Source organism: Oryzomicrobium terrae, assembly GCF_008274805.1.
Lineage (GTDB): Bacteria > Pseudomonadota > Gammaproteobacteria > Burkholderiales > Rhodocyclaceae > Oryzomicrobium > Oryzomicrobium terrae.
Map to the genome: position 1 here is coordinate 41,758 of NZ_CP022579.1, position 24,165 is coordinate 65,922.

Annotated in this window: 17 protein-coding genes; 8 read left to right on the forward strand and 9 right to left on the reverse strand. The window is 69.0% G+C overall.

Annotated features, from left to right (window positions below):
- Nucleotides 1-9: 9 nt before the first annotated feature.
- From ptsP to gshA, 7 genes are all read right to left on the reverse strand, one after another.
- On the reverse strand, nucleotides 10-1,752 hold the full coding sequence (gene ptsP, locus OTERR_RS00180; protein WP_149424498.1) for a phosphoenolpyruvate--protein phosphotransferase: 1,743 nt from the start codon (nucleotides 1,750-1,752) through the stop codon (nucleotides 10-12).
- A 43-nt stretch (nucleotides 1,753-1,795) separates the two neighbouring features.
- Nucleotides 1,796-2,074 (reverse strand): HPr family phosphocarrier protein, encoded by a 279-nt coding sequence (locus OTERR_RS00185; protein ID WP_054619841.1) that lies wholly within the window; start codon nucleotides 2,072-2,074, stop codon nucleotides 1,796-1,798.
- A 46-nt stretch (nucleotides 2,075-2,120) separates the two neighbouring features.
- Nucleotides 2,121-2,534 carry a PTS sugar transporter subunit IIA gene (locus OTERR_RS15955; RefSeq protein WP_054619840.1) on the reverse strand — a complete coding sequence of 138 codons (414 nt, stop codon included), beginning with the start codon at nucleotides 2,532-2,534 and terminating at the stop codon, nucleotides 2,121-2,123.
- 38 nt (nucleotides 2,535-2,572) lie between these two features.
- The gene (locus OTERR_RS00195) at nucleotides 2,573-3,763 is read right to left on the reverse strand and encodes an FAD:protein FMN transferase (RefSeq protein WP_149424500.1); all 1,191 of its coding nucleotides are present in this window, start codon (nucleotides 3,761-3,763) and stop codon (nucleotides 2,573-2,575) included.
- 83 nt (nucleotides 3,764-3,846) lie between these two features.
- On the reverse strand, nucleotides 3,847-4,419 hold the full coding sequence (locus tag OTERR_RS00200; protein WP_187775269.1) for a gamma-glutamylcyclotransferase family protein: 573 nt from the start codon (nucleotides 4,417-4,419) through the stop codon (nucleotides 3,847-3,849).
- A 13-nt stretch (nucleotides 4,420-4,432) separates the two neighbouring features.
- The gene (locus OTERR_RS15960; protein ID WP_187775270.1) at nucleotides 4,433-6,964 is read right to left on the reverse strand and encodes a tetratricopeptide repeat protein; all 2,532 of its coding nucleotides are present in this window, start codon (nucleotides 6,962-6,964) and stop codon (nucleotides 4,433-4,435) included.
- 404 nt (nucleotides 6,965-7,368) lie between these two features.
- Complete coding sequence (gene gshA, locus OTERR_RS00205; protein WP_149424502.1) at nucleotides 7,369-8,664, reverse strand: glutamate--cysteine ligase; 1,296 nt, start codon at nucleotides 8,662-8,664, stop codon at nucleotides 7,369-7,371.
- Nucleotides 8,665-8,887: 223 nt separating this feature from the next.
- Between gshA and OTERR_RS00210 the strand changes: the two genes are divergently transcribed.
- Both OTERR_RS00210 and ubiB read left to right on the forward strand, forming a co-directional pair.
- A complete protein-coding gene (locus tag OTERR_RS00210) occupies nucleotides 8,888-9,358 on the forward strand; it encodes an Sbal_3080 family lipoprotein (RefSeq protein WP_054619836.1) in 471 nt (156 codons plus the stop codon).
- Nucleotides 9,359-9,512: 154 nt separating this feature from the next.
- The gene (ubiB, locus tag OTERR_RS00215; protein WP_054619835.1) at nucleotides 9,513-11,033 is read left to right on the forward strand and encodes a ubiquinone biosynthesis regulatory protein kinase UbiB; all 1,521 of its coding nucleotides are present in this window, start codon (nucleotides 9,513-9,515) and stop codon (nucleotides 11,031-11,033) included.
- A 189-nt stretch (nucleotides 11,034-11,222) separates the two neighbouring features.
- Here the strand turns inward: ubiB and corA are convergent, their stop codons facing one another.
- Together corA and OTERR_RS00225 are read right to left on the reverse strand one after the other, a co-directional pair.
- A complete protein-coding gene (gene corA / locus OTERR_RS00220) occupies nucleotides 11,223-12,185 on the reverse strand; it encodes a magnesium/cobalt transporter CorA (RefSeq protein ID WP_054619834.1) in 963 nt (320 codons plus the stop codon).
- Between the two features lie 533 nt (nucleotides 12,186-12,718).
- Nucleotides 12,719-13,297, reverse strand: a complete 579-nt coding sequence (locus tag OTERR_RS00225; protein ID WP_054619982.1) for a TMEM165/GDT1 family protein — start codon at nucleotides 13,295-13,297, stop codon at nucleotides 12,719-12,721.
- A 372-nt stretch (nucleotides 13,298-13,669) separates the two neighbouring features.
- Between OTERR_RS00225 and rocD the strand changes: the two genes are divergently transcribed.
- From rocD to OTERR_RS00255, 6 genes are all read left to right on the forward strand, one after another.
- Nucleotides 13,670-15,886, forward strand: coding sequence for an ornithine--oxo-acid transaminase (gene rocD / locus OTERR_RS16490; protein ID WP_149424503.1), 2,217 nt, complete (start codon nucleotides 13,670-13,672; stop codon nucleotides 15,884-15,886).
- On the forward strand, nucleotides 15,883-17,361 hold the full coding sequence (locus tag OTERR_RS00235; RefSeq protein WP_149424504.1) for an aldehyde dehydrogenase family protein: 1,479 nt from the start codon (nucleotides 15,883-15,885) through the stop codon (nucleotides 17,359-17,361). The genes rocD and OTERR_RS00235 overlap by 4 nt, the downstream gene beginning before the upstream one ends.
- 103 nt (nucleotides 17,362-17,464) lie before the next feature.
- Nucleotides 17,465-19,387: a PrkA family serine protein kinase gene (locus tag OTERR_RS00240; protein ID WP_054619833.1), complete on the forward strand. Its 1,923-nt coding sequence runs from the start codon at nucleotides 17,465-17,467 to the stop codon at nucleotides 19,385-19,387.
- A 117-nt stretch (nucleotides 19,388-19,504) separates the two neighbouring features.
- On the forward strand, nucleotides 19,505-20,782 hold the full coding sequence (locus OTERR_RS00245) for a YeaH/YhbH family protein (RefSeq protein WP_054619832.1): 1,278 nt from the start codon (nucleotides 19,505-19,507) through the stop codon (nucleotides 20,780-20,782).
- A gap of 43 nt (nucleotides 20,783-20,825) precedes the next feature.
- On the forward strand, nucleotides 20,826-22,391 hold the full coding sequence (locus OTERR_RS00250; RefSeq protein ID WP_082396515.1) for a SpoVR family protein: 1,566 nt from the start codon (nucleotides 20,826-20,828) through the stop codon (nucleotides 22,389-22,391).
- Between the two features lie 302 nt (nucleotides 22,392-22,693).
- Nucleotides 22,694-24,145: a high affinity choline transporter 1 gene (locus OTERR_RS00255; RefSeq protein WP_054619831.1), complete on the forward strand. Its 1,452-nt coding sequence runs from the start codon at nucleotides 22,694-22,696 to the stop codon at nucleotides 24,143-24,145.
- Nucleotides 24,146-24,165 lie beyond the last annotated feature (20 nt).

The window sequence follows — 24,165 nt, forward strand, 5'->3', positions numbered from 1 at the left end:
GCGGGCCGTTTAATTGACCGTGGGCGGGGCGTTGAGGCGTTCCACCGCCTCGCGGATCTTGCCCGGCTCCTCGAGGCGCAGGATGCGCCGCACGAGCGGGGTCAGTTCGCTGACGTCGGACTTGAGCACCTGCTGCTTTACTTCCAGGATCTGGGCAGGGTGCATGGAGAACTGGCGCAAGCCCATGCCCAGCAGCAGGCGGGTCAGGGACGAATCGCCGGCTAGTTCGCCGCACACCGACACCGGTACTCCGGCCTTTTCTCCGGAGGCCAGGGTGTGGGCCATCAGCATGGTTACCGCCGGGTGGAGCGGGTCGTAGAGGTGGGAGACCTCCTCGTCGGCCCGGTCGATGGCCAGGGTGTACTGGATCAGGTCGTTGGTGCCGATGGAGAGGAAGTCGAGGCGCTTCAGGAACATGTTGATGGCCAGCGCTGCGGCGGGGATTTCGATCATGCCGCCGATGGCCACCGCTTCGTCGAACGGGATCTTCTTCTCGCGCAGGCTGGCCTTGGCCTGGGCCAGGGCGGCCAGGGTGGCGTCGATCTCGCTGGCGTGGGCCAGCATCGGCACCAGGATCTTCAGCCGGCCGTAGCGCGAAGCGCGCAACAGGGCGCGCAACTGCACCTGGAACATCTTCGGCTCGGACAGGGACAGGCGGATGGCGCGCCGGCCGAGGGCCGGGTTGGTCGAATGGCGCGAGGTGTCGAGGGCCTTGTCGGCCCCCAGGTCGAAGGTGCGGATGGTCACCGGGCGGCCGTCCATGCCCTTCAGCACCTTGCGGTAGGCCTCGAACTGCTCGTCCTCGTCGGGCATGTCGCCCCGGTTGAGGAAGAGAAACTCGGTACGGAACAGCCCTACCCCCTGGGCGCCCGCCTCCAGGGCGGCGTCCACGTCCTCGGGCAGTTCGATGTTGGCCAGCAGCTCGATCTTCACCCCGTCCAGGGTCTCGGACTCGGCGGTCTTCAGGCGCTTCAGCTTGGAGCGCTCGATCTCCCGCTCCGACTTGCGCAGCCGGTACTCTTCCAGCACCCGGGGGTCCGGATTGACGATCACCACGCCGCGGGTGCCGTCGATGATCACCAGCTCGTTGTCGCGGATCACCGAGCGTGCGTCGCGCAGGCCGACGATGGCCGGGATGGCCATGCTGCGCGACAGGATTGCGGTGTGGGAGGTGGCCCCGCCCACGTCGGTGATGAACGAGGCGAAGCGGTGTTCCTTGAAGGTGATGACGTCGGCCGGCGACAGGTCGTGGGCGACGATGATCTGGTCCTCCTCGCGCATCCCCTTGGCCGACTTCATCGACTGGCGCCCCGGGCGGCCCATCAGCTCCTTGATCACCCGCTCCACCACCTGGCGCACGTCAGCGCGGCGCTCGCGCAGGTAGGGGTCTTCGATGGCGTCGAACTGTTCGACCAGGGCTTCCATCTGCTGCACCATCGCCCACTCGGCGTTGCAGCGCCGTTCGCGGATGATGGCCAGGGGCACTTCGGACAGCTCCGGATCGGCCAGCAGCAGGGCATGGATGTCCACGAAGGCCTGCAACTCCGGGGCGGTGTTGGCGGTTTCCTGGCGCAACTCCTCCAGTTCGCTGTGCACCGCGCCGATGGCCGCCTGCAGGCGCGCCACTTCCTTTTCCACCATGCGCGGCGAAATGGTCAGCTGCGCCACCTCCAGGGTGGCGTGGGACATGAGCTGGGCGTAGCCGATGGCGATGCCGCCGGACACCCCCAGGCCGTGCAGGGTGAAGCTCATCTCGGAGGCGGCGGAACGCGCCGGGGCGGCGGGGGCGGGCAGCTTATTCTCCTTCGCCGAACTTGTCGGCAATCAGCGCCAGCAGGGCCTCCATGGCCTGGGGTGCGTCGCCGCCGATGGTTTCCAGGGTGACCTTGGAGCCCTTGCCGGCGGCCAGCATCATCACCCCCATGATGCTCTTGGCGTTGATGCGCTTGCCGCCCTTTTCCATCCACACCTCGCACTGAAAGCGGCCGGCGGTCTGGGTCAGCTTGGCCGAGGCGCGGGCGTGCAGGCCGAGTTTATTGACGATTTCCGTTTCGCTGCGGACCGTCTGGGTCATGGTCGAATTCCTGTTGCGAGTGGCGATATTGTTATTGAAACAGTGCTTACGGCTGGTCCGCTGCCGGCTCCGCCGCCGGAACCGACACGGTGCATTCCACGGCGGCCGCCTGAACCCGTTCCACCAGGGTGGCCAGGGGCTGGTCGCGGAAGCGCACGGCGCGCAGCACCATGGGCAGGTTCACCCCGGACAGGGCGGCTACCTTGCCCGGTACGAGCAGTTCCCGTACCAGGTTGCAGGGGGTGGCGCCGAACAGGTCGGTGAGCACCAGCACGCCGGCCCCGTCGTCGAGGCGGGCGAGCTCGTCGTGGAGGCGGCTGAGCATCGCATCGCGGGGCTCGTCCTGGCCGGCGGAGACGGCCGCCAGCCGTTCCGGCGGAGTGCCATAGACGTGGGTGGCGCAGTCGATCAGGGCACGTCCCTGGTCGCCGTGGGCAACAATCAAGATTCCAGCAGTCATTCCATTTTCATGCAACATCGTGGGGCCCATGCCCCGGTTTAGTTCGCGGCCGGGGGCGAAGGTTGCGTCGCCGCCGGCAGGTCCACTTCGGTGTAGGCCGGCAGGGTCTTGCCGTCGGCCCCCGGCACCCACTGCACGCGGGAGGCCAGGGCCCGGCTGACCTCGATCCGGCCATCCTGGCCGACACGCAGCACCTGGTTCAGGCCGAAGCTGGCGGCCTGGGCGCGCCATTGCTTCGGTCCGGCGATGAAGATCGGCTTGGAGGCAGCGTCCGACAGGGCGCCGACCCCGGCGGGCAATCCCGGCCCCGGGCTGACCAGTACGGTTACCGCCTGGGTGTGGGTCACCGGCTGGCCGGTGCGCGGGTCGAGGAGGTGACTATACCGGCGCCCGTCCACTTCGAAGAAGCGCTGGTAGTCGCCGGAAGTGCCGATGGCCTCGCCGTCCTTGAGGGTCAGGGCGGCCAGGGGGCCGGGCTGGCGTGGGTGCTGGATACCTACCTTCCACGGCTGGCCGAACTTGTCGCCCAGGGCCATGACGTTGCCGCCGATATTGATCAGGGCGTGGCTGATGCCGCGCTGGCGCAGGATGGCGGCGGCCCGGTCGAGGGCGACGCCCTTCAGGTAGCCGCCGAAATCCAGGGCGACGCTGCCCTTGCGGCTGCGCGCCTCGAACCCGCCGCCGGCGGTGGGGCTGACGGTGACGTCGGCGATCGACGGGCGCGAGGCCAGCCAGCCGGCCACCTTGCCCGGGTCGGGCAGGCGCGGCGCGAAGGTGTCGGAATGGAAGCCCCACAGGGCCACCAGTTGGCCGATGCCCGGGTCGAACAGGCCGTTGCCGAGGGCGGTGAGGCGCTGGGCTTCCTGGATGAAACCGGCCAGTTCGGCGCTGACCGGCACCACCCGGTTGGCGGCGAAGGCCCGGTTCAGTTCGGTAAGGGGCGATTCCTGCCAGGCGTGGTAGGTACGGTGCAGCCGGTCGAACTCGGCCAGCACGGCGGCGACGGCGTCTTCGGCATCGCCCTTGGAGACGGCCGGTTCGGCCACCAGCACCTCGACCCGGGTGCCGAAGACGAAGGCTTCGCGCTGCACTGGGGTCGGGGCGCCGCAGGCGCTCACCAGGGCGCCCAGGGCCAGGCCGAGCACGGCGCTGCGCAAGGCGCGCCAGGTGCGCCCGATGACCGGGGGGCGGTGCGGGGCGGGACGGAAAGCGGGGGAAGGATGCTGCATGGGGCGGACGGTGGGCCGGCCGGCGCCGGCGGGAAAGGCGTAAGCCGCCAGTGTAGCGCCCCCTGAGGGGCGTGGGGGGCGACTCAGGTCAAACTGCGCTGCACCGGATCGACGAAACGGTAGGCGCCGGGCACCCGGGGCAGCTGGGCCGCTGGCGTCCGGGTGGTGGCCCGGTAGCGGGCGAGAAAGGCCTCGCCCAAGGGCGCGCAGGCGCTCAGCACCTTGGCTTCGTAGGCCTCGAGAAAGATGCAGTCGGCACCGTCGCCCAGGCCGCGCCGGTCGATGAAGGTCCATACCGGTTCGGCCGCGGCAAAGCCCAGGGCCGGGCCCACGTCCACCGCGGCATAGCCTTTCTCCCGGGCGGCCAGACGGGCCAGCTCGGCGCCGCTGACGGTGTATAGCATGCCGTTCACCGTTTCGCCGGGGGCCTCGGCCAGGTTGAGAAAGGCGGCATCGCTCTCACGCCCCAGCTGCTCGCTGAACACCCGGTGGCGCGAATCCCATACCCGCACGTAGCCGGGCAGCTCCACCGCCTGGACCTCGTGGGCGGTCAGGGGGCGTTGCAGGGCCCGCTCGGCGCTGGCCGGGTTCATCAGGGAGCCGTAGGCGAAGACGCGCAAGCGCGGGGAAGAGGGGGCGAGCGGAGGCGGGGTCATGGAGGCCTTGCGGTCAGGTGAGTAGTTCCAGCTGGAGCACCCGTCGGCCCAGCTCGTCCAGGGCCTGGCGGCGGGCCGCTTCGTCGCCGGCGGCGGCGAGCAGCTCCCGGGCGCGCCGTTCCGCCGGGGCCAGGGCATTGGCGGGCAGCTCCGCCAGGGCGGCCAGCACGGACGCATCGGTTGCGGCGCCGGCGGCGTGGTCGGCGAGCAGGGTTTCCAGCAGCAGGGCGCCGCGCTTCTTGTCCGAATCGATCTTGTCCAGCCAGGCCAGCCCTTCCCGGGCGGCGCTGGCAGCCGCGGTCAGGGCGGCGGCGCGGGACGGCGCGGCGGCATCGTCGAGCACGGCGCGGCAGTAGTGCGACACGGCCAGGTTGTGCAGGGCGACCGGCAGTTCGTCCTCGTCGCCGAGGCGCTCCTTCAGGTCGGCGGCCAGGGTGGCGGCGGTGACCGCATCGTCGAGGCGGGCGCGGCAGACGGCTGGGTCGCCGGCGGACGACAGGGCGGCCTTGCGCGCCACGTAGGCGATGTTGCTCAGGGTACCGCTGTACCACTTGCCGCTCACCCCGGGGATGGCCAGGGCGCGGCGGTGCTCGTCCAGGGCGGCCGGGTAGTCGCCGGCCCAGTCCAGGTAGAGGGCCAGGTAGTTGTGGTAGCGCCAGTAGGCGATGGCCGTGGCGGCGCTCCCCCCCTGGCTGCCGGCTTCCGGCGGGCTGGCCAGGAGCCAGCGGCGGGCGGCGTCGAGGCGCTGGCGGCCCTCGTCGCGGCGGGCCTCGTCGAGCACCGAGTAGATGATCCAGGCCCCTTCCAGGTAGGCCTCGGCGCGCAGCAGGGGCGGCACCGCCAGGGCGGCGCCAGAGCCGCTGTCCGATGCAGCGTCGAGCTCGGCGAGCAGGGGGTCGATGGCCTGGGCGGCGGCGTGGGGGTCGCCGCTGCGCTCTTCGAGGCGGGCCAGGCGGATGCGGGCCCGGGTCGGGTCCAGGGGGGCCAGCTTGGTCCAGATGGCGATGGCTTCCGGGTAGGCGCCGACCACTTCGAACAGGCGGCCGAGGCGGGCCAGGGTGTCGTAGCCGAAGGCGTTGAAACGGGCGGTTTCGGCCAGCTCTTGGGTGAAGGCGGCCGTGCCCACGCTGGCGCCCGCGTCCACTACCCGGGGCAGGTAGCGGCCCAGGTCCTGCAGGTTGCGCCGGCCGGAACCGGCCATGACCCGTTTCATCAGGTCGTAGCGCTCGCTCTTTTCGACCGCGGCGATGAAGCCGCCGACCACCTCCAGCAATTGCTGGGCGAGGCGGCGGCGGGTGCCGGCGGCGGAGGCCGGCAGGTCGTGCAGCACGGCGCACAGGGCGGCGCTGACTACCAGGTGGGTCAGGGGGTCGTCCGCCTCGACGAAGGTCTGGGCATTGGCGCTCAGGCCGTGGAACAGGGCGGCCCACAGGGCGCCGTCCCGGGCCGTGGGCTGGTCGGCCGTGTTGCTCCCTTCGGCCAGGAACCACAGGCCGCTGTCCGGATCGTCGCGCAGCAGGCCGTAGTCGTTCAGGCAGCGGTTGAGGAAGCGGCTTGCCTGGGCCCGGGTGATGCCGTTGCCGGCCAGGGGCAGCAGGCGGTGGAAGGCGTTCTCGCTGAAGATCCGGGCGCCGCTGGCCGGGGCCAGGGGGGTGAGGGCCTCCGGGTCGAAGGCGGCCAGGGCGAGCAGCGGCAGCCAGGCCTGCTCGGTGGCCGGAATCAGGTCGATGAGAGTGGATGGGGCGTTGCCGCTGGGGGCGGGGCGCGGGTCCGCCGCCACGTCTACCGCCAGGCCGGGCAGGGCTTGGGCGGCGGCACGTACCTCGGTCACTTCATCCTGGCGGATGTGCAGCACCAGGGCGCAGTCGGGGCGGCTGACGTCGCCCAGGGCCGGCAGCAGGATGCTCCAGGCCAGGGGATCGGCCGGGGCGGCGCCGTGGCTGGCACTGGCGGCAGCGCCCGGGGTGCTCTGGGGGTTCCACACCTCGATGCGGGCCACCTGGTCGGCGCCCAGGCGCTTCAAGCGCTGGCGCAGGCGGCGGCGTTGGCGGCGCTTGCTGTTGAGGAAGTCCTCCACCACCAGGCGCACGGTGTGGCCGACGCTTTCCAGGTTCTCCTCGAACAGGGGCAGGCGGCGGAACAGGCGCACCGCCACCATGCCGGCGAAGAACAGCAGGGTGGAGAGGAGCAACAGGCGCCCTTCGCGGATCGCGTCGTCGTGGCTGGCGCCCTCCTCGTACACCCACTCGCCGATCACGTGGTGCAGCGAGTTGCCGAAGATGTCGAGGATGCCCAGGGTGAGCAGGAACACCAGGCTGGTCAGGAGCATGCCGGACAGCTCGACGAACCCGGCCCCCAGCCGGCCGCTGCCGCCGTGGGCATGGCGGGCCTGGTCGAGGCCGCGCAGCAGCGCCACCGGGGTGAGCCCCTCGCGGCAGATCAGGTGCAGGGTGTCGCCGTCGCGCAGGGCCACCTGGTCGGTGGCGGGGGCGTGGCGGAAGGTGCCGGGCAGGACGGTCAGGGAGCGGGGAGCAGGCGAGGTCATCGGCGGAAGGACAGGACCGGGCGGAGGGTGGGCAAGCAGGTTGCCAGCGCGGGCAGGGCCGGATGGCGGGTAGGGGGCGCCCGTCGCCGGGCAAAACGCGCCGGGGCCGCACCGGGCGCCGATCTTACCGCGTTGGCATGACAGTTCCCAGCGCCGCCGGCCACGGCCGGAAGCGCGGGGGCTGGCCTGCCGACATGGCTGGAAAGCCGCGTCCCTGGCCGATCTTCACAGGGTATGCCTGAAAAGCCGCGCCCCGCCTTGCTCTCCGGGCAGGATAGCTGGAGAACAAGGCGGGGCGCGGTGATTGGCGATATGGGGTCGGAGACGGGGTGCGATGCCAGGGGTGCTACGGGACTGCACCGGTCACGACGCCGCCGGCCCGATTACTGGCCGCAGTGCCGGATTCAGGCGGCGACCAGGGAATCCGCCGGGGCGGTCCGTTCCAGCTCCAGGGAGGCGGCCAGCAGGGCCAGCCGGGCCACCACGCCGTAGGCGTAGAAGCGGTTGGGCGGCGCGTCCGGGTTGCCGCCGTACTCGGGCTGGTTGCAGCAGGTGTCGAAGGCCAGCGGGGTGAAGTGCATGCCCGGGGCGTTGAGGTTCTCGTCCTTGCCGCGGCCGCCGTGGACCCGGTAGAAGCCGCCGACCACGTAGCGGTCGATCATGTACACCACCGGCTCGGCCACCTGCTCCTCGACCCGCTCCACGGTGTGCACCCCTTCCTGGATCAGCACCGACGAGACTTCCAGGCCCTCCTTGATGACGCTCATCTTGTTGCGCTGCTTGCGGTTGAGGCCCACCACCTCGGAGGCGTCGTGCACCGTCATCACCCCCATGCCATAGGTGCCGGCGTCGGCCTTGACCACCACGTAGGGCTTCTCGTCGATGCCGTACTCCTGGTACTTGGCGCGGATGCGCGCCAGCATCATGTCCACGTTGCCGGCCAGGCAGTCCTCGCCGGTGCGCTCGTGGAAGTTGATCTGCTCGCACACCGCGAAGTAGGGGTTGAGGCGCCACGGATCGAGGCCGAGCAGTGCGGCGAACTCGTTGGCCACGTCGTCGTAGGCGGCGAAGTGCTGCGACTTGCGCCGGGTGGACCAGCCGGCGTGCAGCGGCGGCAGCAGCCACTGCTCGTGCAGGTCGGTGAGAATCTCCGGAATGCCCGCCGACAGGTCGTTGTTGAGCAGCACCACGCAGGGGTCGAAGCCCTCCAGGCCGAGGCGGCGGCCGTTGCGCTTCAGGGGTTCGAGCAGCAGGGCGTGGCCGTTGTGCAGGTCGATGGGCGTGGGTTCGGTGATCTCCAGGTTGAGGGAGCCGATGCGCACGTTCAGCCCGGCATGCTTGAGGATGCCGGCGAGTTGGGCGACGTTCTGCAGGTAGAACAGGTTGCGGGTGTGGTTCTCCGGCACCAGCAGCAGGTTGCGCGCCTCGGGGCAGAGCTTTTCCACCGCCCCCTGGGCGGCCTGGACGCACAGCGGATGGAAGGCGGCGGTGAGGTTGTTGAAACCGCCGGGGAAGAGGTTGGTATCCACCGGGGCAAGCTTGAAGCCGGCATTGCGCAGGTCCACCGAACCGTAGAAGGGCGGGGTGTGATCCTGCCACTTGCTGCGCAGCCATTGTTCGATGCGGGCGCTCTCGTCGAGGAAACGCTGCTCCAGTTCGAGGATCGGGCCGGTCAGCGCGGTGGTGAGGTGAGGAACCATGGTGTCTCCGGGGCGGCGGTGCGGGGAGGTAGAACCGGGGCCGCCCGTTGGGGAAGTCGAGTGAGGGCCAGATGTTACCCCGAGCGCCGCGGCGATAGAACTTCGCAGAGGCGCCGTCCATATAACCTCGCGCACCCTTGCCAATGGGCGCCTACCCGACCATCATGCCGCCCCGCCTGGCGGCATCTGTGCTGGGCGCCATAACAATTTTAAGGAGTTTGGGATGTTCCACTGCCGTTTTGTTCCGCTAACTGCTGTGGCCCTGCTGGCCAGCGCCTGTTCCATTAGCACTACTGTCAAACCCGTGGAAAAGCCGCTGACCAGCCTGTGCCTGCACTACAACAACGATGTGTTGATGGATGGCTTCCATCCCGAACTGGAGGCCCAGATCCAGAGCGCCGGCATCCGTACTCAGACCTACAAAGGGCCCCGGCCTGCCGACTGCGAAACCTATGTCGAATACACCGCCTCGTGGCGCTGGGACTTGGCCATGTTTCTGCGTTATGCCCAGCTGCGCGTGTTCGAGAGCAACCGGTTGATCGGCGAGGCCACCTACGACGCGCGCTACGGCGGCGGCCGGCCGGACAAGTTCGGTCCCACTGCCGGCAAGCTGCGCAAGCTGACCGATCCCCTGTTCGCCGCCAGCCGCGTGGCCGCCGGCCTGCCCGCCACCACCGTGGCCGAGGCCGAGTAAGGCCGGGCCCGGGGCACCGGGACGCGCCCCGTCCAAGCGTTCCGGGGCGCTTGAGCGGGGGAGCGCCGATCCCGGTAAACTCCGGCCTTTCCCCCGGCGCAGGCAGGGCCGCGCCGGGCTGCTTTCTTACCTCCTTCGATTGCCGATTGCGCCCATGCGCCTCTTCCGTCTCGCCCGTATCGTTTCCGTCGCGCTTCGCCATGGCCTGGACGGCATGCTCATCGAAGCCGAGCCCACCGGCCGGGCTGCCCGCTGGCTGGCGCCGCTGCTGCGCTGGCGGCGTTTTTCCCAGCCCCGGGCGGTGCGCCTGCGCCTCGCCCTGGAGGCCCTCGGGCCGATCTTCGTCAAGTTCGGCCAGGTGCTGTCCACCCGTCGCGACCTGCTGCCGCCGGACGTGGCCGAGGAACTGGCCAAGTTGCAGGACCGGGTGCCGCCCTTCCCCTCCGAGCAGGCGGTGGCCGAGATCGAGGCCGCCTTCGGCCGGCCGCTCCACGAGGTCTTTCCCGAATTCGACCGTACCCCGGTAGCCTCGGCCTCGGTGGCCCAGGTGCACTTCGCCAAGCTGCCGGACGGCCGCGAGGTGGCGGTCAAGGTGCTGCGCCCGGGCATGCGCCCGGTGATCGCCCACGACCTGGCGCTGATGGACACCCTGGCCCGGCTGGTGGAGGCCGTCTCGGTGGATGGCCGGCGTTTGAAGCCCCGGGAGGTGGTGGCCGAGTTCGCCAAGTACCTCTACGACGAGCTGGACCTGATGCACGAGGCGGCCAACTGCTCGCAGCTGCGGCGCAACTTCGAGCATTCGCCGCTCTTGGTGGTGCCCGAGGTGTACTGGGACTACTGCGCCACCGCGGTGATGACCATGGAGCGCATGCACGGCACGCCGATTTCCCAGACCCAGGTGCTGGCGGCCAAGGGTATCGACCTGAAGGCCCTGTCCCGGGCCGGGGTGGAGATCTTCTTCACTCAGGTGTTCCGCGACGGCTTCTTCCACGCCGACATGCACCCGGGCAACATCCTGGTGGCCGATGACGGCCGCTACATCGCCCTCGATTTCGGCATCGTCGGCACCTTGAACGAAGTCGACAAGAACTACCTGGCGCAGAACTTCCTGGCCTTCTTCCGCCGCGACTACAAGCGGGTGGCGGAAGCCCACATCGAATCCGGCTGGGCCCCGGCGGAAACCCGGGTGGACGAGCTGGAGGCGGCGGTACGCACCGTCTGCGAGCCGATCTTCGACCGGCCGCTGAAGGACATCTCCTTCGGCAAGCTCTTGCTGCGCCTGTTCCAGACCAGTCGCCGCTTCAACGTGGAAATCCAGCCCCAGCTGGTGATGTTGCAGAAGACCCTGCTCAACATCGAGGGCCTGGGCCGCCAGCTCGATCCGGAACTGGACCTGTGGAAGACCGCCAAGCCCTTCCTGGAGCGGTGGATGAGCCGCCAGATCGGCTGGCGTGCCCTGCTCGAAGGGGCCAAGCACGAGGCCCCCTACTGGGCCAAGGAGCTGCCCCAGCTGCCGCGCCTGATTTACCGGCGCCTGGCCGAGGAGCCCCGCCGCGACGACGAACTCCTCAAGCAGCTCCTGGCCGAGCAGCGCCGCCAGCGCCACACCCTGTTGCTGATCGCCCTGGCGGCCGTGGCCGTCCTGGCCCTGGAAGCGGGCCGCCTGCTGGGCTGATCCCGGGCCGGCGGCGTAGCGCCGCCGGCCGCTGCTCCGCCAGTCCCGCCCCGCCAAACCCAAGACAGGGCGCCCTTCTCCACGGGGTATGCCCGGAAAATAAGACGGGGCGCGGCGTTTCCGCCGCACCCCGTGAAGATGCCCGACTGGCGCGGGGTTTGAGGCCCCGCCTACGCCTTCTGCCCGCCCTTACTTCAGCCAGCCGCGGCGGCGGAAGTAGATGAACGGCGCCATCACCGACAGCACCATCAGCCCGATCGAGAACGGGTAGCCGTACTCCCAGTGCAACTCGGGCATGTGCTCGTAGTTCATGCCGTACACGCTGGCGATCAGGGTCGGCGGCAGCAGGGCCACCGAGGCCACCGAGAAGATCTTGATGATCTTGTTCTGGTTGATGTTGATGAAGCCGACGGTGGCGTCCATCAGGAAGTTGATCTTGTCGAACAGGAAGGTGGTGTGGCCGTCCAGGGAGTCGATGTCGCGCAGAATCTGGCGCGCCTCCTCGAACTGCTCGTTGGTCAGGCGCTTGCCGCGCATCAGGAAAGAGACGGCGCGGCGCGTATCCATCACGTTGCGGCGGATCCGGCCGTTGGTGTCCTCTTCCTTGGCGATGGCCGACAGCACCTCGCCAGCGGCTTCGTCGGTGAGCTGGTTGCCGAGCACCCGGTGGCTCACCTCGTCGAGGGCGGCGTAGATCTCTTCCAGGGCATCGGCCGAGTACTCCACGTCGGTGGCGTACAGGTCGAGCAGCACGTCCATGGCGTCGGCCACGTGGCCCGGCTGGGTGCGGGCGCGCATGCGCGACAGGCGGAACACCGGCAGGTCGTCGTCGCGGATCGAGAACAACAGCCCGCCGCGCAGCACGAAGCGCACCGGCACGTTGTGGTCGTCGTCGTTCTTGTCGAGGAGAAAGTCCGAGCGCAGGTGCAGGGCCCCGTCGTCGGTCTCGTAGAAACGCGCCGACGCCTCGATGTCGGTCAGATCCTCCGGCGTCTCCAGGTCCAGGCCCCACTGTTCGTGGGCCCAGGCGGATTCCTCCTCGGTCGGCTCGACGATGTCGATCCAGATCGGCGTCTTGCCGGCCAGATCGCCGCGACGGACGGCCTGGGACTGGCGCAGGCGGCCATTTTGCAGTTCGAAGATATTGATCATGCTCGTGCCTTACCGAATGGAACGGGGCACGGCGGCACGCGCTCGGCGCTGACTGACAAACCGGCAACGGTCACGCCGCCGCACGGCCGAAGGGCCGCGTCAGCGGATGAACAAGCGGATTTTGATTGTCCCCCAGGACGGGGGACAGGCGGGCGGGGCGGCGGCGCGCGTGGCGCGGCCTAACCCCGGGACGCGGTCACCCCGTCGTGGCGGTCAGCGGGAGCGGCGTTTTGGCGGGGCAACAACTGCCACCGTCCGAGCCACCCTGGCAACTGCCCACGTCGGAATCTCCGGAGATGAAAACGGGCGCGAGGTTAGCACGCTTGCTGCACTGCGCCAATAGCTGTTTTTTCATCCGGCGCCCCGCGCCAATCCACGTCGCATCGGGGCCTTTCGGCCAGGTCCGCCGGGCCTTGTCCAGGGGGCGAAACCCGGCACTCGGAAGGGCGCGCGGGGACGCGCCGCCAGGGGGGCTAGCGGCCAGGCGGGCGCGGTGGCCGCCCGGCCCGTCGGCCCCCGCAGCAGTGCCAGGATCAGCCCAGCCAGCCGGCGAAGTCGACACCGGCCAGGGCGGCCACGCCGAGGGCGGCGAAGATCGCGGCGCAGGCCACGTGGATGGCCTTGACCGGCAGCTTGTGGGCCAGCTTGTCGCCCACCAGCACCGCCGGCACGTTGGCCAGCATCATGCCGAAGGTGGTGCCCAGCACCACCGCCGCCAGGGAGTCGAAGCGCGCTGCCAGGGCCACCGTGGCCACCTGGGTTTTGTCGCCCATTTCGGCGAGGAAGAAGGCGATCAGGGTGGTGGCGAAAGCACCGTAGCGGGCTTGCGGCGCCTCGTCGTCGTCGAGCTTGTCCGGCACCAGAATCCAGCCGGCCATGGCCAGGAACGACAGGCCGAGCACCCAGCGCATCACGTCGGGGCCGACCAGATGGGTGATCCAGGCCCCCACCGCGCCGGCGGCGGCGTGGTTGAAGACGGTGGCGACGAAGATGCCGGCGACGATCGGCCAGGGGCGCTTGAAGCGGGCGGCCAGGACGAAGGAGAGCAACTGGGTTTTGTCGCCGATTTCAGCGAGGGCGACGATGCCGGTGGAGACGAGAAAGGCTTCCATGAGGGTCGGTGCGGGGGCCGGTAACAGGGTCGGGCGATCGGGACGCAAGGACGCCACGGCCACCGGCTCCCCGGGTTTCCCTGGAAAAAAGGCCGCGTCGTCCCTGGTCTCGCCAGACCGGGCGGCGACGCTGTTGTCGTCCGACCAGGCCCGCGCCGGCCAGGAAGGGCGCCGTTGCGGCAGCGTGCTTCCAGTATGTTGACCGACGCCCCCACCGTTGCGGCGGGGCGGCTACTCCCCAAAGAGCGGGCGCATTATAGCCCAGGCAATCCCGTTTGCCGCACTGCCATGCCGTTGGCGAGGCCGTCGAACGGGTGGCGGTTCGCTCTGTCCAACGGCTAACAACGGCTGCGTCCCGCTCGGAGGTGTGCCATGAACGACCGTCTCAAGGCGACTGCACCCACGTCGCCGACCCAGGGCGCCGCACCTGCCGCCACAAGCGTGCAGACGACGGTGCAGGTTGCCGCTTCTCCTTCTCCCCCGTCTTCCCCTCCCCGTGCCGAGCCGCCGGCGGTGGCCCTGATCGGCGCCGCCTGCAACCTGGGCGGGCCGGCCACGGCCAACGTCTGCAGCAGCGCCGGGCCGGCCGCCCTGGCCCGCCTCGGCGTGGCCGGGGCGGTGCGCCGCGCCGGGGGCGAGCCCCGTTCCCTGGAGCTGCTCGAACCGATCCCGGCCCAGGACCCGGCCGAAGGGCGGCTGGCCCAGCTCGGCCGCTATCTGCCCCGCCTGGCCCACGCCGTGGCGGCGGCCATCGACCGGGGCGACACGCCGGTGGTGCTCGGCGGCGACCACAGCATCGCCGCCGGCACCTGGCGCGGCATCGGCCAGGCCCTGGGCGCTGCCCCCGGGCTGGTGTGGATCGATGCCCACCTGGATGCCCACGTGGCCGAGTCCTCCCCCACCGGCAACCCCCACGGCATGCCCCTGGCCGCCCTGCTCGGCCTGGGTAGCCCGGAACTGGCCTGGCAGGACGGCCCGGTGCTCGATCCGCAGCGGGTGACGGTGATCGGCGCACGCAGCTTCGAGGCCGCCGAACTGCGCCATCTGGTGCGCCTCGGGGTGAAAATCGTCGCTCCGGACGACCTGGCCCACCACGGCTTCGCCAAGGTCCTGGCTGACGCTGTGGCGCGGGCGAGTCACCAGGGGAGCGCGCCCTTCGGTGTGACCATCGACCTCGACGTGTTCGACCCGAGCGACGCCCCGGCCACCGCCGTGCCGGTGCGCCATGGCCTGACCGCCAAGGAGGTGCTGCCGGCTCTGCGCGGCCTGCTGCGCCGCCCCGGGTGCGTCGCCCTGGAGATCGTCGAATACTGCCCCGAGCGCGACCCGGACCTACGCACCGGCCGCCTGGCGGTGGACCTGGTGGAAGCCGCCCTGGCCCCGGACGCGGCCACCTTAACGGACTGGGAGCTGCGCTACGGCGCCCACAACTACGCCCCCCTGCCCCTGGTGGCCTGCCGCGGCGAAGGTGCCTTCCTCTTCGATACCGCCGGGCGGCGCTACATCGACATGATGGCTGCCTACTCGGCGGTGTCCTTCGGCCACAGCCACCCGCGCCTGGTGGCGGCGCTGACCGCCCAGGCCCAGCGCCTGGCGGTGACTTCCCGGGCCTTCTCCAACGACCGCCTGCCCGTGTTGTTGAAGCGCCTCACCGAGCTCACCGGCTTCGACCTGGCCCTGCCGGCCAATACCGGGCTGGAAGCGGTGGAAACCGCCCTCAAGGTGGCGCGCAAGTGGGCCCATGCGGTCAAGGGCGTGCCCGACGAACAGGCCGAGATCATCGCCTGCGCCGGCAACTTCCACGGCCGCTCCATCGCCATCGTCGGCCTGTCCACCGAGGACCAGTACCGGGCCGGCTTCGGCCCCTTCCCCGGCGGCCTGCTGACCATTCCCTACGGCGACGCGGCGGCCCTGGAGGCGGCCATCACCCCCAACACCGCCGCCTTCCTGGTGGAGCCGATCCAGGGCGAGGGCGGTATCGTCGTGCCGCCGCCGGGCTACCTGGCGACCTGCGCTGCCATCTGCCGGCGCCACAACGTGCTGCTCATCGCCGACGAGGTACAGACCGGCCTGGGCCGTACCGGGCGGCTGCTCGCCAGCCAGCACGAAGGCGTGCAGCCCGATGGCCTGTGTCTGGGCAAGGCCCTGGGCGGCGGGCTGCTGCCGGTGTCGGCCTTCCTCGCCCGGCGCGAGGTGCTGGGGGTGCTCAAGCCCGGCGACCACGGCTCCACCTTCGGCGGCAACCCCCTGGCCGCCACGGTGGCCCTGGAGGCCCTGGAACTGCTGCTCGACGAGGACCTGCCGGCCCGCTCAGCCCGGCTCGGCGCCTGGCTGCTGGAACGCCTGCGCGGTATCGCCTCGCCCCTGATCAAGGAAGTTCGCGGCCGGGGCCTGTTCGTCGGTGTCGAGGTCCAGGGCGTGAGCGCCCGGGCGGTGGTGGACGGTCTGCTCGCCGCCGGAGTGGTGACCAAGGACACCCACGGCACGGTGATCCGCCTGGCGCCGCCCCTGACCATCGACGAGGCCACCTTGGCCGCGGCGGCGGATGCTCTGGAGCGGGTGCTGGCCGGGCTGGAGCGGCGGTCATGAACGGCACCGGGGCGCTTCTGCCGCGCCAACTGGTGTCGGTCAATCCGGCCAGCGGCCACGAACTGGGTCGGGTGGCGGTGACCTCGGCGGAGGAGGCTGCCGACCAGGTGGCGGTTAGCGCTGCCGCCTTCCGCCGCTGGCGCGAGGTGCCGGCGCCGCGCCGGGGGCTGCTGGTGCGCGCCATCGCCGACGCCCTGCGCCGCGACAAGGCGCGCCTGGCGGCCCTGGTGAGCGCCGAGGTGGGCAAGATCCGCAGCGAGGCCGAGGGCGAGATCCAGGAAATGATCGACATGGCCGACTACGCCGTAGGCCTGTCGCGCCAGTTGCACGGCCTGACCCTGCCCTCGGAGCGACCCGGCCATCGGCTGCTCGAACAGTGGCATCCCCTGGGGGCGGTGCTGGTCATCACCGCCTTCAATTTTCCCGCCGCGGTGTGGGCGTGGAACGCCTTCGTCGCCGCCGTGTGTGGCGACACGGTGGTGTGGAAGCCCAGCTCCAAGGCGCCCCTGACCGCCCAGGCGATCAGCCAGCTGGTCGAGGCGGTGGTCAGTGAGCGCCTGGCCGAGGTGGATGGCCGGGGCGTGTTTGCCACGGTCTATTCCGACGAGCCGGCCACCCTGGACGGCCTGGTGGGCGATGGGCGCCTGCCCCTGGTGTCATTCACCGGTTCCTCGGCCACCGGCCGCCGCGTCGCCGTGGCGGTGGCCCGGCGCCTGGGGCGCAGCCTGCTCGAATGCAGCGGCAACAACGCCATGATCGTGGACGAGACCGCCGACCTGGAACTGGCCGCCCAGGCCCTCTTCTTCGGTGCCATGGGCACCGCCGGGCAGCGCTGCACCAGCACCCGGCGGGCCTTCGTGCACCGCGCCGTGCTGCCCGCCCTGGAAGCGCGCCTGGCGGCGGCCTGTAAGGCGGCGCCGGTGGGCGATCCCACCGATCCGGCCACCCTGGTGGGGCCCCTCATCGACGAGGCGGCGCGGCAGCGCTTCCTCGCCGCCGTGGCGGCCCGGGAGGCGGCCGGCGAAACGCGCCTGGCCGGCGGCCGGGCCCTGCCCGGCCCGGGCCACTTCGTCACCCCGGCCCTGTTCCGGGCCGAGGCCATGGCGCCGCGGCATCGGGAGGAGGTGTTCGGCCCCCTGCTCACCCTCTTCCCCTACGACGACTTCGCCGCCGCCATTGCTGCCCACAACGACGTGCCCCAGGGCTTGTCGGGGGCCCTGTTCACCCGGGACCTGGGCCGGGCCGAGCGCTTCCTCTCGGCGGCCGGGGCCGACACCGGCCTGGCCAACGTCAATACCGGTACCTCCGGCGCCGAGATCGGTGCGGCCTTCGGTGGCGAGAAGGACACCGGCGGCGGCCGGGAGGCGGGTTCCGATAGCTGGAAGGCCTACATGCGCCGCCAGACCAATGTAATCAACGACGGCGCAGCCCTGCCGCTTGCCCAAGGTGTGCGCTTTTCCCTACCCGGAGCGTGATTTCCCGATCCGCCGATAAAACTTTTTCCACGAGGGGCAGCCCAATCCTTCAAGCGATTCCGGGAAAGAGCAAACGGGACCGCGCACCGCACAGGAGGCCATCATGTCCATCTTCGCCAAGTACCAGAGTCGTTACGAGGCGGCGCAGGAAGAGGAAATGTCGCTCCAGGAGTACCTGGAGTTGTGCCGCAACGACCGCTCCGCCTATGCCAGCATCGCCGAACGGATGCTGATGGCCATCGGCGATCCCGAAGTCATCGATACCCGCCAAGACCCGCGCCTGTCGCGGCTCTTCGCCAACAAGCTGATCCGCATCTACCCGGCTTTCCGCGAGTTCTACGGCATGGAGGAGGTGATCGAATCGATCGTCGCCTACTTCCGCCACGCCGCCCAGGGGCTGGAGGAAAAGAAGCAGATCCTCTACCTGCTCGGCCCGGTGGGCGGCGGCAAATCGAGCCTGGCCGAACGTCTCAAGCAGCTGGTGGAGAAGGTGCCGTTCTACTCGGTCAAGGGCAGCCCGGTGCACGAGTCGCCCCTGGCCCTGTTCGACCTGGAGGAGGACGGGCCGATCCTGGAGGAGGACTACGGTATTCCGCGCCGCTACCTCAACAGCATCATGAGCCCCTGGGCGGTGAAGCGCCTGCACGAGTTCGGCGGCGACATCACCAAGTTCCGGGTGGTCAAGCTGCGCCCCTCGGTGCTGTCCCAGATCGCCATCGCCAAGACCGAGCCGGGGGACGAGAACAACCAGGACATCTCGTCCCTGGTGGGCAAGATCGACATCCGCAAGCTGGAGAACTACTCCCAGGACGACCCGGATGCCTACAGCTACTCCGGCGGCCTGTGCCTGGCCAACCGGGGCATCCTCGAATTCGTCGAGATGTTCAAGGCGCCGATCAAGGTCTTGCACCCCCTGCTTACCGCCACCCAGGAGGGGAACTACAAGGGCACCGAGGGCTTCGGCGCGATCCCCTTCGACGGCCAGATCCTGGCCCACTCCAACGAAGCGGAATGGACCGCCTTCAAGAACAACCGCAACAACGAGGCGTTCCTCGACCGCATCTACATCGTCAAGGTGCCCTACTGCTTGCGCGTCAGCGAGGAGGTGAAGATTTACGACAAGCTGATCGCCAACTCGTCGCTCGCCAAGTCGCCCTGCGCGCCGGACACCCTGCGCATGATGGCCCAGTTCTCGGTGCTGTCGCGCCTCAAGGACCCGGAGAATTCCAGCATCTACAGCAAGATGCGGGTCTATGACGGCGAGAACTTGAAGGACACCGACCCCAAGGCCAAGAGCTACCAGGAGTACCGTGACTACGCCGGGGTGGACGAGGGCATGACCGGGCTTTCCACCCGCTTCGCCTTCAAGATCCTGTCCAAGGTGTTCAACTTCGAGCACAAGGAGATCGCTGCCAACCCGGTACACCTGATGTACGTGCTGGAGCAGCAGATCGCCCAGGAGCAGTACCCCCCCGAGGTGGAAGAGAAGTACCTGCGCTACCTCAAGGAGTACCTGGCGCCGCGCTACGCCGAGTTCATCGGCAAGGAGATCCAGACCGCCTACCTGGAGAGCTACTCCGAGTACGGCCAGAACATCTTCGACCGCTACGTCACCTACGCCGACTTCTGGATCCAGGACCAGGAATTCCGCGACCCCAACACCGGCGAGATCCTCGACCGGGGGGCGCTCAACGAGGAACTGGAGAAGATCGAGAAACCGGCGGGCATCAGCAATCCCAAGGACTTCCGCAACGAGGTGGTGAACTTCGTGCTGCGCGCCCGCGCCAAGCACGACGGCCGCAACCCGGCCTGGACCTCCTACGAGAAGCTGCGCGCGGTGATCGAGAAGAAGATGTTCTCCAACACCGAGGAGTTGCTGCCGGTGATCTCCTTCAACACCAAGGGCAGCACCGACGAGCACAAGAAGCATCAGGACTTCGTCAATCGCATGATGGAGAAAGGCTATACCGAGCGTCAGGTGCGGCTGCTCACCGAGTGGTACCTGCGGGTGCGCAAGTCGGCGTGAACACCGTCTGTCGCTCCCCGGTGTGGCGCGCCCGCTCGCGCCACGCACCGCCCGGACCGCCGGAAGGGCCCAACCCTTCCGGCCCTGGCGACGCCTAGAACAGCCCAAGGAGGCACCATGACCGTCCGCATCATCGATCGGCGGTTCGACAGCAAGAACAAGAGCGCGGTCAATCGCCAGCGCTTCATCCGCCGCTTCAAGGGGCAGATCCGCAAGGCGGTGGCCGACGCCATCTCCCGCCGCGGCATCACCGACATCGATTCGGGCGAGAGCATCTCGATCCCGGGCAAGGACATTTCCGAACCCCAGTTTCACCACGGCCAGGGTGGCGTGTGGGAAGGGGTGCAGCCGGGCAACGACCGCTTCCACTCCGGCGACGAGATCGAGCGCCCCGCGGGCGGGGGCGGCGGCAAGGGCGGCGGTGGCGGGGCGAGCAACGAAGGCGAGCATCTCGACGACTTCGTGTTCACCCTGTCCCGGGACGAGTTTCTCGACATCTTCTTCGACGACCTGGCCCTGCCCAACCTGGTCAAGCGCCAACTCGCCCAACTCGAGGAGTTCAAGCGGGTGCGCGCCGGCTTCACCCACAGCGGTGTGCCCACCAACATCAACATCGTGCGCACCCTGCGCGATGCCACCGGCCGGCGCATCGCCGCCAGCGCCCCCTACCGGGCCAAGATCCGCGAGTTACAGGCGCGCCTCGACGAACTGCTACGCGACGACCGCACCGAGATCGATCCCGAGGTGGTGGCCCTGCGCAAGGAGATCGCCCGGCTCAAACTGCGCATCGAGGCCATCCCCTTCATCGACGACTTCGACCTGCGCTACAACAACCGCATCCGCATCCCCCAACCCTCAACCCAGGCGGTGATGTTCTGTCTGATGGACGTATCCGGCTCCATGGACGAGCAGAAGAAGCAGACCGCCAAGCGCTTTTTCATGCTGCTCTACCTGTTCCTGAAGCGCAGCTACGAGAAGATCGAACTGGTCTTCATCCGTCACCACACCACCGCCACCGAAGTGAACGAGGACGACTTCTTCCACTCTCGGGAATCCGGCGGCACCGTGGTGTCGAGCGCCCTCGACCTGATGCAGAAAATCATGGCCGAGCGCTACTCGTCGGCCCTGTGGAACATCTATGCCGCCCAGGCCTCCGACGGCGACAACTGGGAAAACGATTCGCCCCACTGCGCCGAGCTGCTGGCCGAACGCATCCTGCCCGGGGTGCAGTACTTCGCCTACATCGAGATCACCCCCGGCGAGCCGCAGAACCTGTGGAAGGAGTACCTGGCCCTGGAGCCCCGCTTTCCCGGCCGTTTCGCCATGCAGCGTATCGAGGGGCTGGCAGACATCTACCCCGTGTTCCGCGAACTGTTCAAGAAGAAACTGGCCTAGCCGGACCGCCACCGCGGCACCCACGCATCCCGAGGAAGTCGCCATGGACATTCCCCTCCTCTCCCCGCCTCCCGAGACACCGCCCCTGGCGCCGCCCCAGGAGGGCCACCCCCTGCCCGACGGTTCGGAATGGACCGAGGAACTGCTCACCCTCTACGACACGGAGATCGGCCGGGTGGCCGCAGGCTACGGCCTGGATTGCTATCCGCACCAGATCGAGGTGATCACCGCCGAGCAGATGATGGACGCCTATGCCTCCATCGGCATGCCCGTGTTCTACCACCACTGGTCCTTCGGCAAGCAGTTCCTGGCCACCGAGCGGCGCTACAAGCGCGGCCAGATGGGGCTGGCCTACGAGATCGTGATCAACTCCGATCCTTGCATCGCCTACCTCATGGAAGAAAATACCCTGACCATGCAGGCCCTGGTGATCGCTCATGCCGCCTACGGCCACAACAGCTTCTTCAAGGGCAACTACCTGTTCCGCCAGTGGACCAGCCCGGACGCCATCATCGACTACCTGGTGTTCGCCCGGCACTACATCGCCGAGTGCGAGGAGCGCTACGGCGCCGACGAGGTGGAGCAGCTGCTCGACGCCTGCCACGCCCTGATGAACGTGGGGGTGGACCGCTACCGACGTCCGCCCAAGCTGTCCACCGACCAGGAGCGGGCGCGCATCCGCGAACGGGCCGACTACCTGCAGCAGCAGGTCAACGACCTGTGGCGCACCCTGCCGGCCAAGAGCGGCGACCGGGTCGCCGAAGCGCCGCGGCGCTTTCCCGAGGAGCCGGAGGAAAACCTGCTCTATTTCATCGAGAAGCACGCGCCCCTGCTGGAACCCTGGCAACGCGAGATCGTGCGCATCGTGCGCAAGATCGCCCAGTACTTCTACCCGCAGCGCCAGACCCAGGTAATGAACGAGGGCTGGGCCTGCTTCTGGCACTACACCCTGCTCAACACCCTGTACGACCAGGGGCGCCTGTCCGACGGCTTCATGCTCGAATTCCTCCAGCACCACAGCAACGTGGTGCTGCAGCCGCCCTACCACCACCCCTGGTACTCCGGCATCAACCCCTACGCCCTGGGCTTTGCCCTGTGGCGCGACCTGCGCCGCATCTGCGAGGAGCCGGACGACGAGGACCGCCAGTGGTTCCCCGAGATCGCCGGGTCCGACTGGCGCGCCACCTTCGACTTCGCCATGCGCAACTACAAGGACGAGAGCTTCATCGCCCAGTTCCTCTCCCCCCGGCTGATGCGCGAGTTCCGCCTGTTCACCCTGATCGACGACGACCGGCAGGAGAACCTGGCGGTGGGGCCGATCCACGACGAGCAGGGCTATCGCCAGCTGCGCCAGACCCTGGCAGACCAGTACAACGTCCATTCCCGGGAACCCAACATCCAGGTGTGGGATGTGAACCTGCGGGGTGATCGTTCCCTGACCCTGCGCCACTTCCAGTACCGGCGCCGGCCCCTCGCCGTGGATGCGGCCGAGGCGGTGCTGTCCCACGTGGCCACCCTGTGGGGCTTCCCGGTCACCCTGGAAACCCAGGGCGAGGATGGCAGCGTCACCCGGGTGGCGGAGTGCTGCCGGGAGCGGCGGCAGGCCTGAGCGATACGGCGGCACTGCCGGATGGGGCCGTGGCCAGCCCCCTATCGGGGTGCCGTGGTGAAAAAGGGGCGGGAAACGAGGATTTCGCACCCCTTGCCCCGGCCGCCGCCGCCCTGTGCGAGGCGGCCGGAACCCGTCCTGGCGCGGGCTTCCCCCGGTTTTTCGGGGTATGGCTATAATCCGACGTTTCCACCGCTCGACGCCACGATCCCCGGCCTCTTTTCGGGGAGATAACCGCCGCCCGACGGGGCGGCCGCGTCGTTTCTCCATCTTCCTGCCCTGCCGCCGAGGCCCCCTGGATCATGCTCGTCTGGTTCGTCGGACTCTATCTGCTCGTCACCATTTCCATCGGCCTCTACGCCGCCTCCAAGGTGAAGAATGCCGCGGACTTCGTGGTGGCCGGGCGCCACCTACCCCTGCCGGTGATCGTGGCCACCGTGTTCGCCACCTGGTTTGGCTCGGAAACGGTGCTCGGCATCCCCGCCGCCTTCGTCAAGGACGGCCTGCGCGGCGTGGTGGCCGACCCCTTCGGCTCATCGATGTGCCTGATCCTGGTCGGCCTGTTTTTCGCCCGGCCCCTCTACCGCCTCAAGCTGCTGACCATCGGCGACTTCTTCCGCGGCCGCTACAACCGCAGCGTCGAACTGATCACCGCCATCGCCATCGTCATTTCCTACCTGGGCTGGGTATCGGCCCAGATCAAGGCCATGGGCCTGGTCTTCTCGGTGGTCACCCAGGGGGCGGTGACGCCCGAGCAGGGCATGTTCATCGGCATCGCCATCGTGCTGGTCTACACCCTGATGGGCGGCATGTGGGCGGTGGCCATGACCGACGCCTTCCAGATGACCGTGGTCATCGGTGGCCTGCTCTTCATCGCCTGGATCGTCGCCGGCCTGGCCGGCGGCGTGGGCACCGTGGTGGCCCACGCCGAGGCCGCCGGCAAGCTCGACTTCCTGCCCCGCTTCGAGGCCCGCGACATGGTGGCTTTCATCGCCGCCCTGGTCACCATGGGCTTCGGCTCGATCCCCCAGCAGGACGTGTTCCAGCGCGTCTCCTCGGCCAAGAGCGAGAACGTCGGCGCCCTGGGCTCGGTGCTGGGCGGCAGCATCTACTTCGTGTTCGCCTTCGTGCCCATGTTCCTGGTCTATTCGGCGACCCTGATCGATCCCCAGCTGGTGGCCCGCTACCTGGAGACCGACGCCCAGTTCATCCTGCCCCAGCTGATCATCCAGCACACCCCCTTCGTCGCCCAGGTGTTGTTCTTCGGCGCCCTGCTGGCGGCGATCATGAGCTGTTCCTCGGCCACCCTGCTGGCCCCCTCGGTGACCTTCACCGAGAACATCCTGCGCCCCTTCCTGCCCGACATCACCGACGGTCAGCTGCTGCGCGCCATGCGTATCGTCGTCTTCGTCTTCGGTTTGGCGGTACTGGCCTTCGCCCTGTCGTCCTCCGAATCGATCTTCGAAATGGTCGAGAACGCCTACAAGGTGACCCTGGTGGCTGCCTTCGTGCCCCTCGCCGCCGGGGTGTACTGGTCCCGGGCCACCACCCAGGGTGCCCTGTTTTCCATCGCCGCCGGTGTCGGGCTCTGGCTCAGCGGCGAGGTGCTGGCCCCGGAAGGCTATCTGGACGGCTTCCTGCCGGTGCAGTTCGCCGGTCTGCTCGGCGCGATCGCCGGCATGGTGGTCGGCTCCCTGCTGCCCCAGTGGTTCGGCCGTTTTTCCGCGCAAGCGGCGCGCAGCCATGTCTATTGAGCCCTTCTCCGTGCGTACCC

Bases quoted from the DNA above. Each gene is read 5' to 3' on its own strand.
- ptsP (WP_149424498.1), bottom strand. From the start codon at position 1,752: ATGAGCTTCACCCTGCACGGCCTGGGGGTGTCCGGCGGCATCGCCATC.
- OTERR_RS00185 (WP_054619841.1), bottom strand. From the start codon at position 2,074: ATGACCCAGACGGTCCGCAGCGAAACGGAAATCGTCAATAAACTCGGC.
- OTERR_RS15955 (WP_054619840.1), bottom strand. From the start codon at position 2,534: ATGACTGCTGGAATCTTGATTGTTGCCCACGGCGACCAGGGACGTGCC.
- OTERR_RS00195 (WP_149424500.1), bottom strand. From the start codon at position 3,763: ATGCAGCATCCTTCCCCCGCTTTCCGTCCCGCCCCGCACCGCCCCCCG.
- OTERR_RS00200 (WP_187775269.1), bottom strand. From the start codon at position 4,419: ATGACCCCGCCTCCGCTCGCCCCCTCTTCCCCGCGCTTGCGCGTCTTC.
- OTERR_RS15960 (WP_187775270.1), bottom strand. From the start codon at position 6,964: ATGACCTCGCCTGCTCCCCGCTCCCTGACCGTCCTGCCCGGCACCTTC.
- gshA (WP_149424502.1), bottom strand. From the start codon at position 8,664: ATGGTTCCTCACCTCACCACCGCGCTGACCGGCCCGATCCTCGAACTG.
- OTERR_RS00210 (WP_054619836.1), top strand. From the start codon at position 8,888: ATGTTCCACTGCCGTTTTGTTCCGCTAACTGCTGTGGCCCTGCTGGCC.
- ubiB (WP_054619835.1), top strand. From the start codon at position 9,513: ATGCGCCTCTTCCGTCTCGCCCGTATCGTTTCCGTCGCGCTTCGCCAT.
- corA (WP_054619834.1), bottom strand. From the start codon at position 12,185: ATGATCAATATCTTCGAACTGCAAAATGGCCGCCTGCGCCAGTCCCAG.
- OTERR_RS00225 (WP_054619982.1), bottom strand. From the start codon at position 13,297: ATGGAAGCCTTTCTCGTCTCCACCGGCATCGTCGCCCTCGCTGAAATC.
- rocD (WP_149424503.1), top strand. From the start codon at position 13,670: ATGAACGACCGTCTCAAGGCGACTGCACCCACGTCGCCGACCCAGGGC.
- OTERR_RS00235 (WP_149424504.1), top strand. From the start codon at position 15,883: ATGAACGGCACCGGGGCGCTTCTGCCGCGCCAACTGGTGTCGGTCAAT.
- OTERR_RS00240 (WP_054619833.1), top strand. From the start codon at position 17,465: ATGTCCATCTTCGCCAAGTACCAGAGTCGTTACGAGGCGGCGCAGGAA.
- OTERR_RS00245 (WP_054619832.1), top strand. From the start codon at position 19,505: ATGACCGTCCGCATCATCGATCGGCGGTTCGACAGCAAGAACAAGAGC.
- OTERR_RS00250 (WP_082396515.1), top strand. From the start codon at position 20,826: ATGGACATTCCCCTCCTCTCCCCGCCTCCCGAGACACCGCCCCTGGCG.
- OTERR_RS00255 (WP_054619831.1), top strand. From the start codon at position 22,694: ATGCTCGTCTGGTTCGTCGGACTCTATCTGCTCGTCACCATTTCCATC.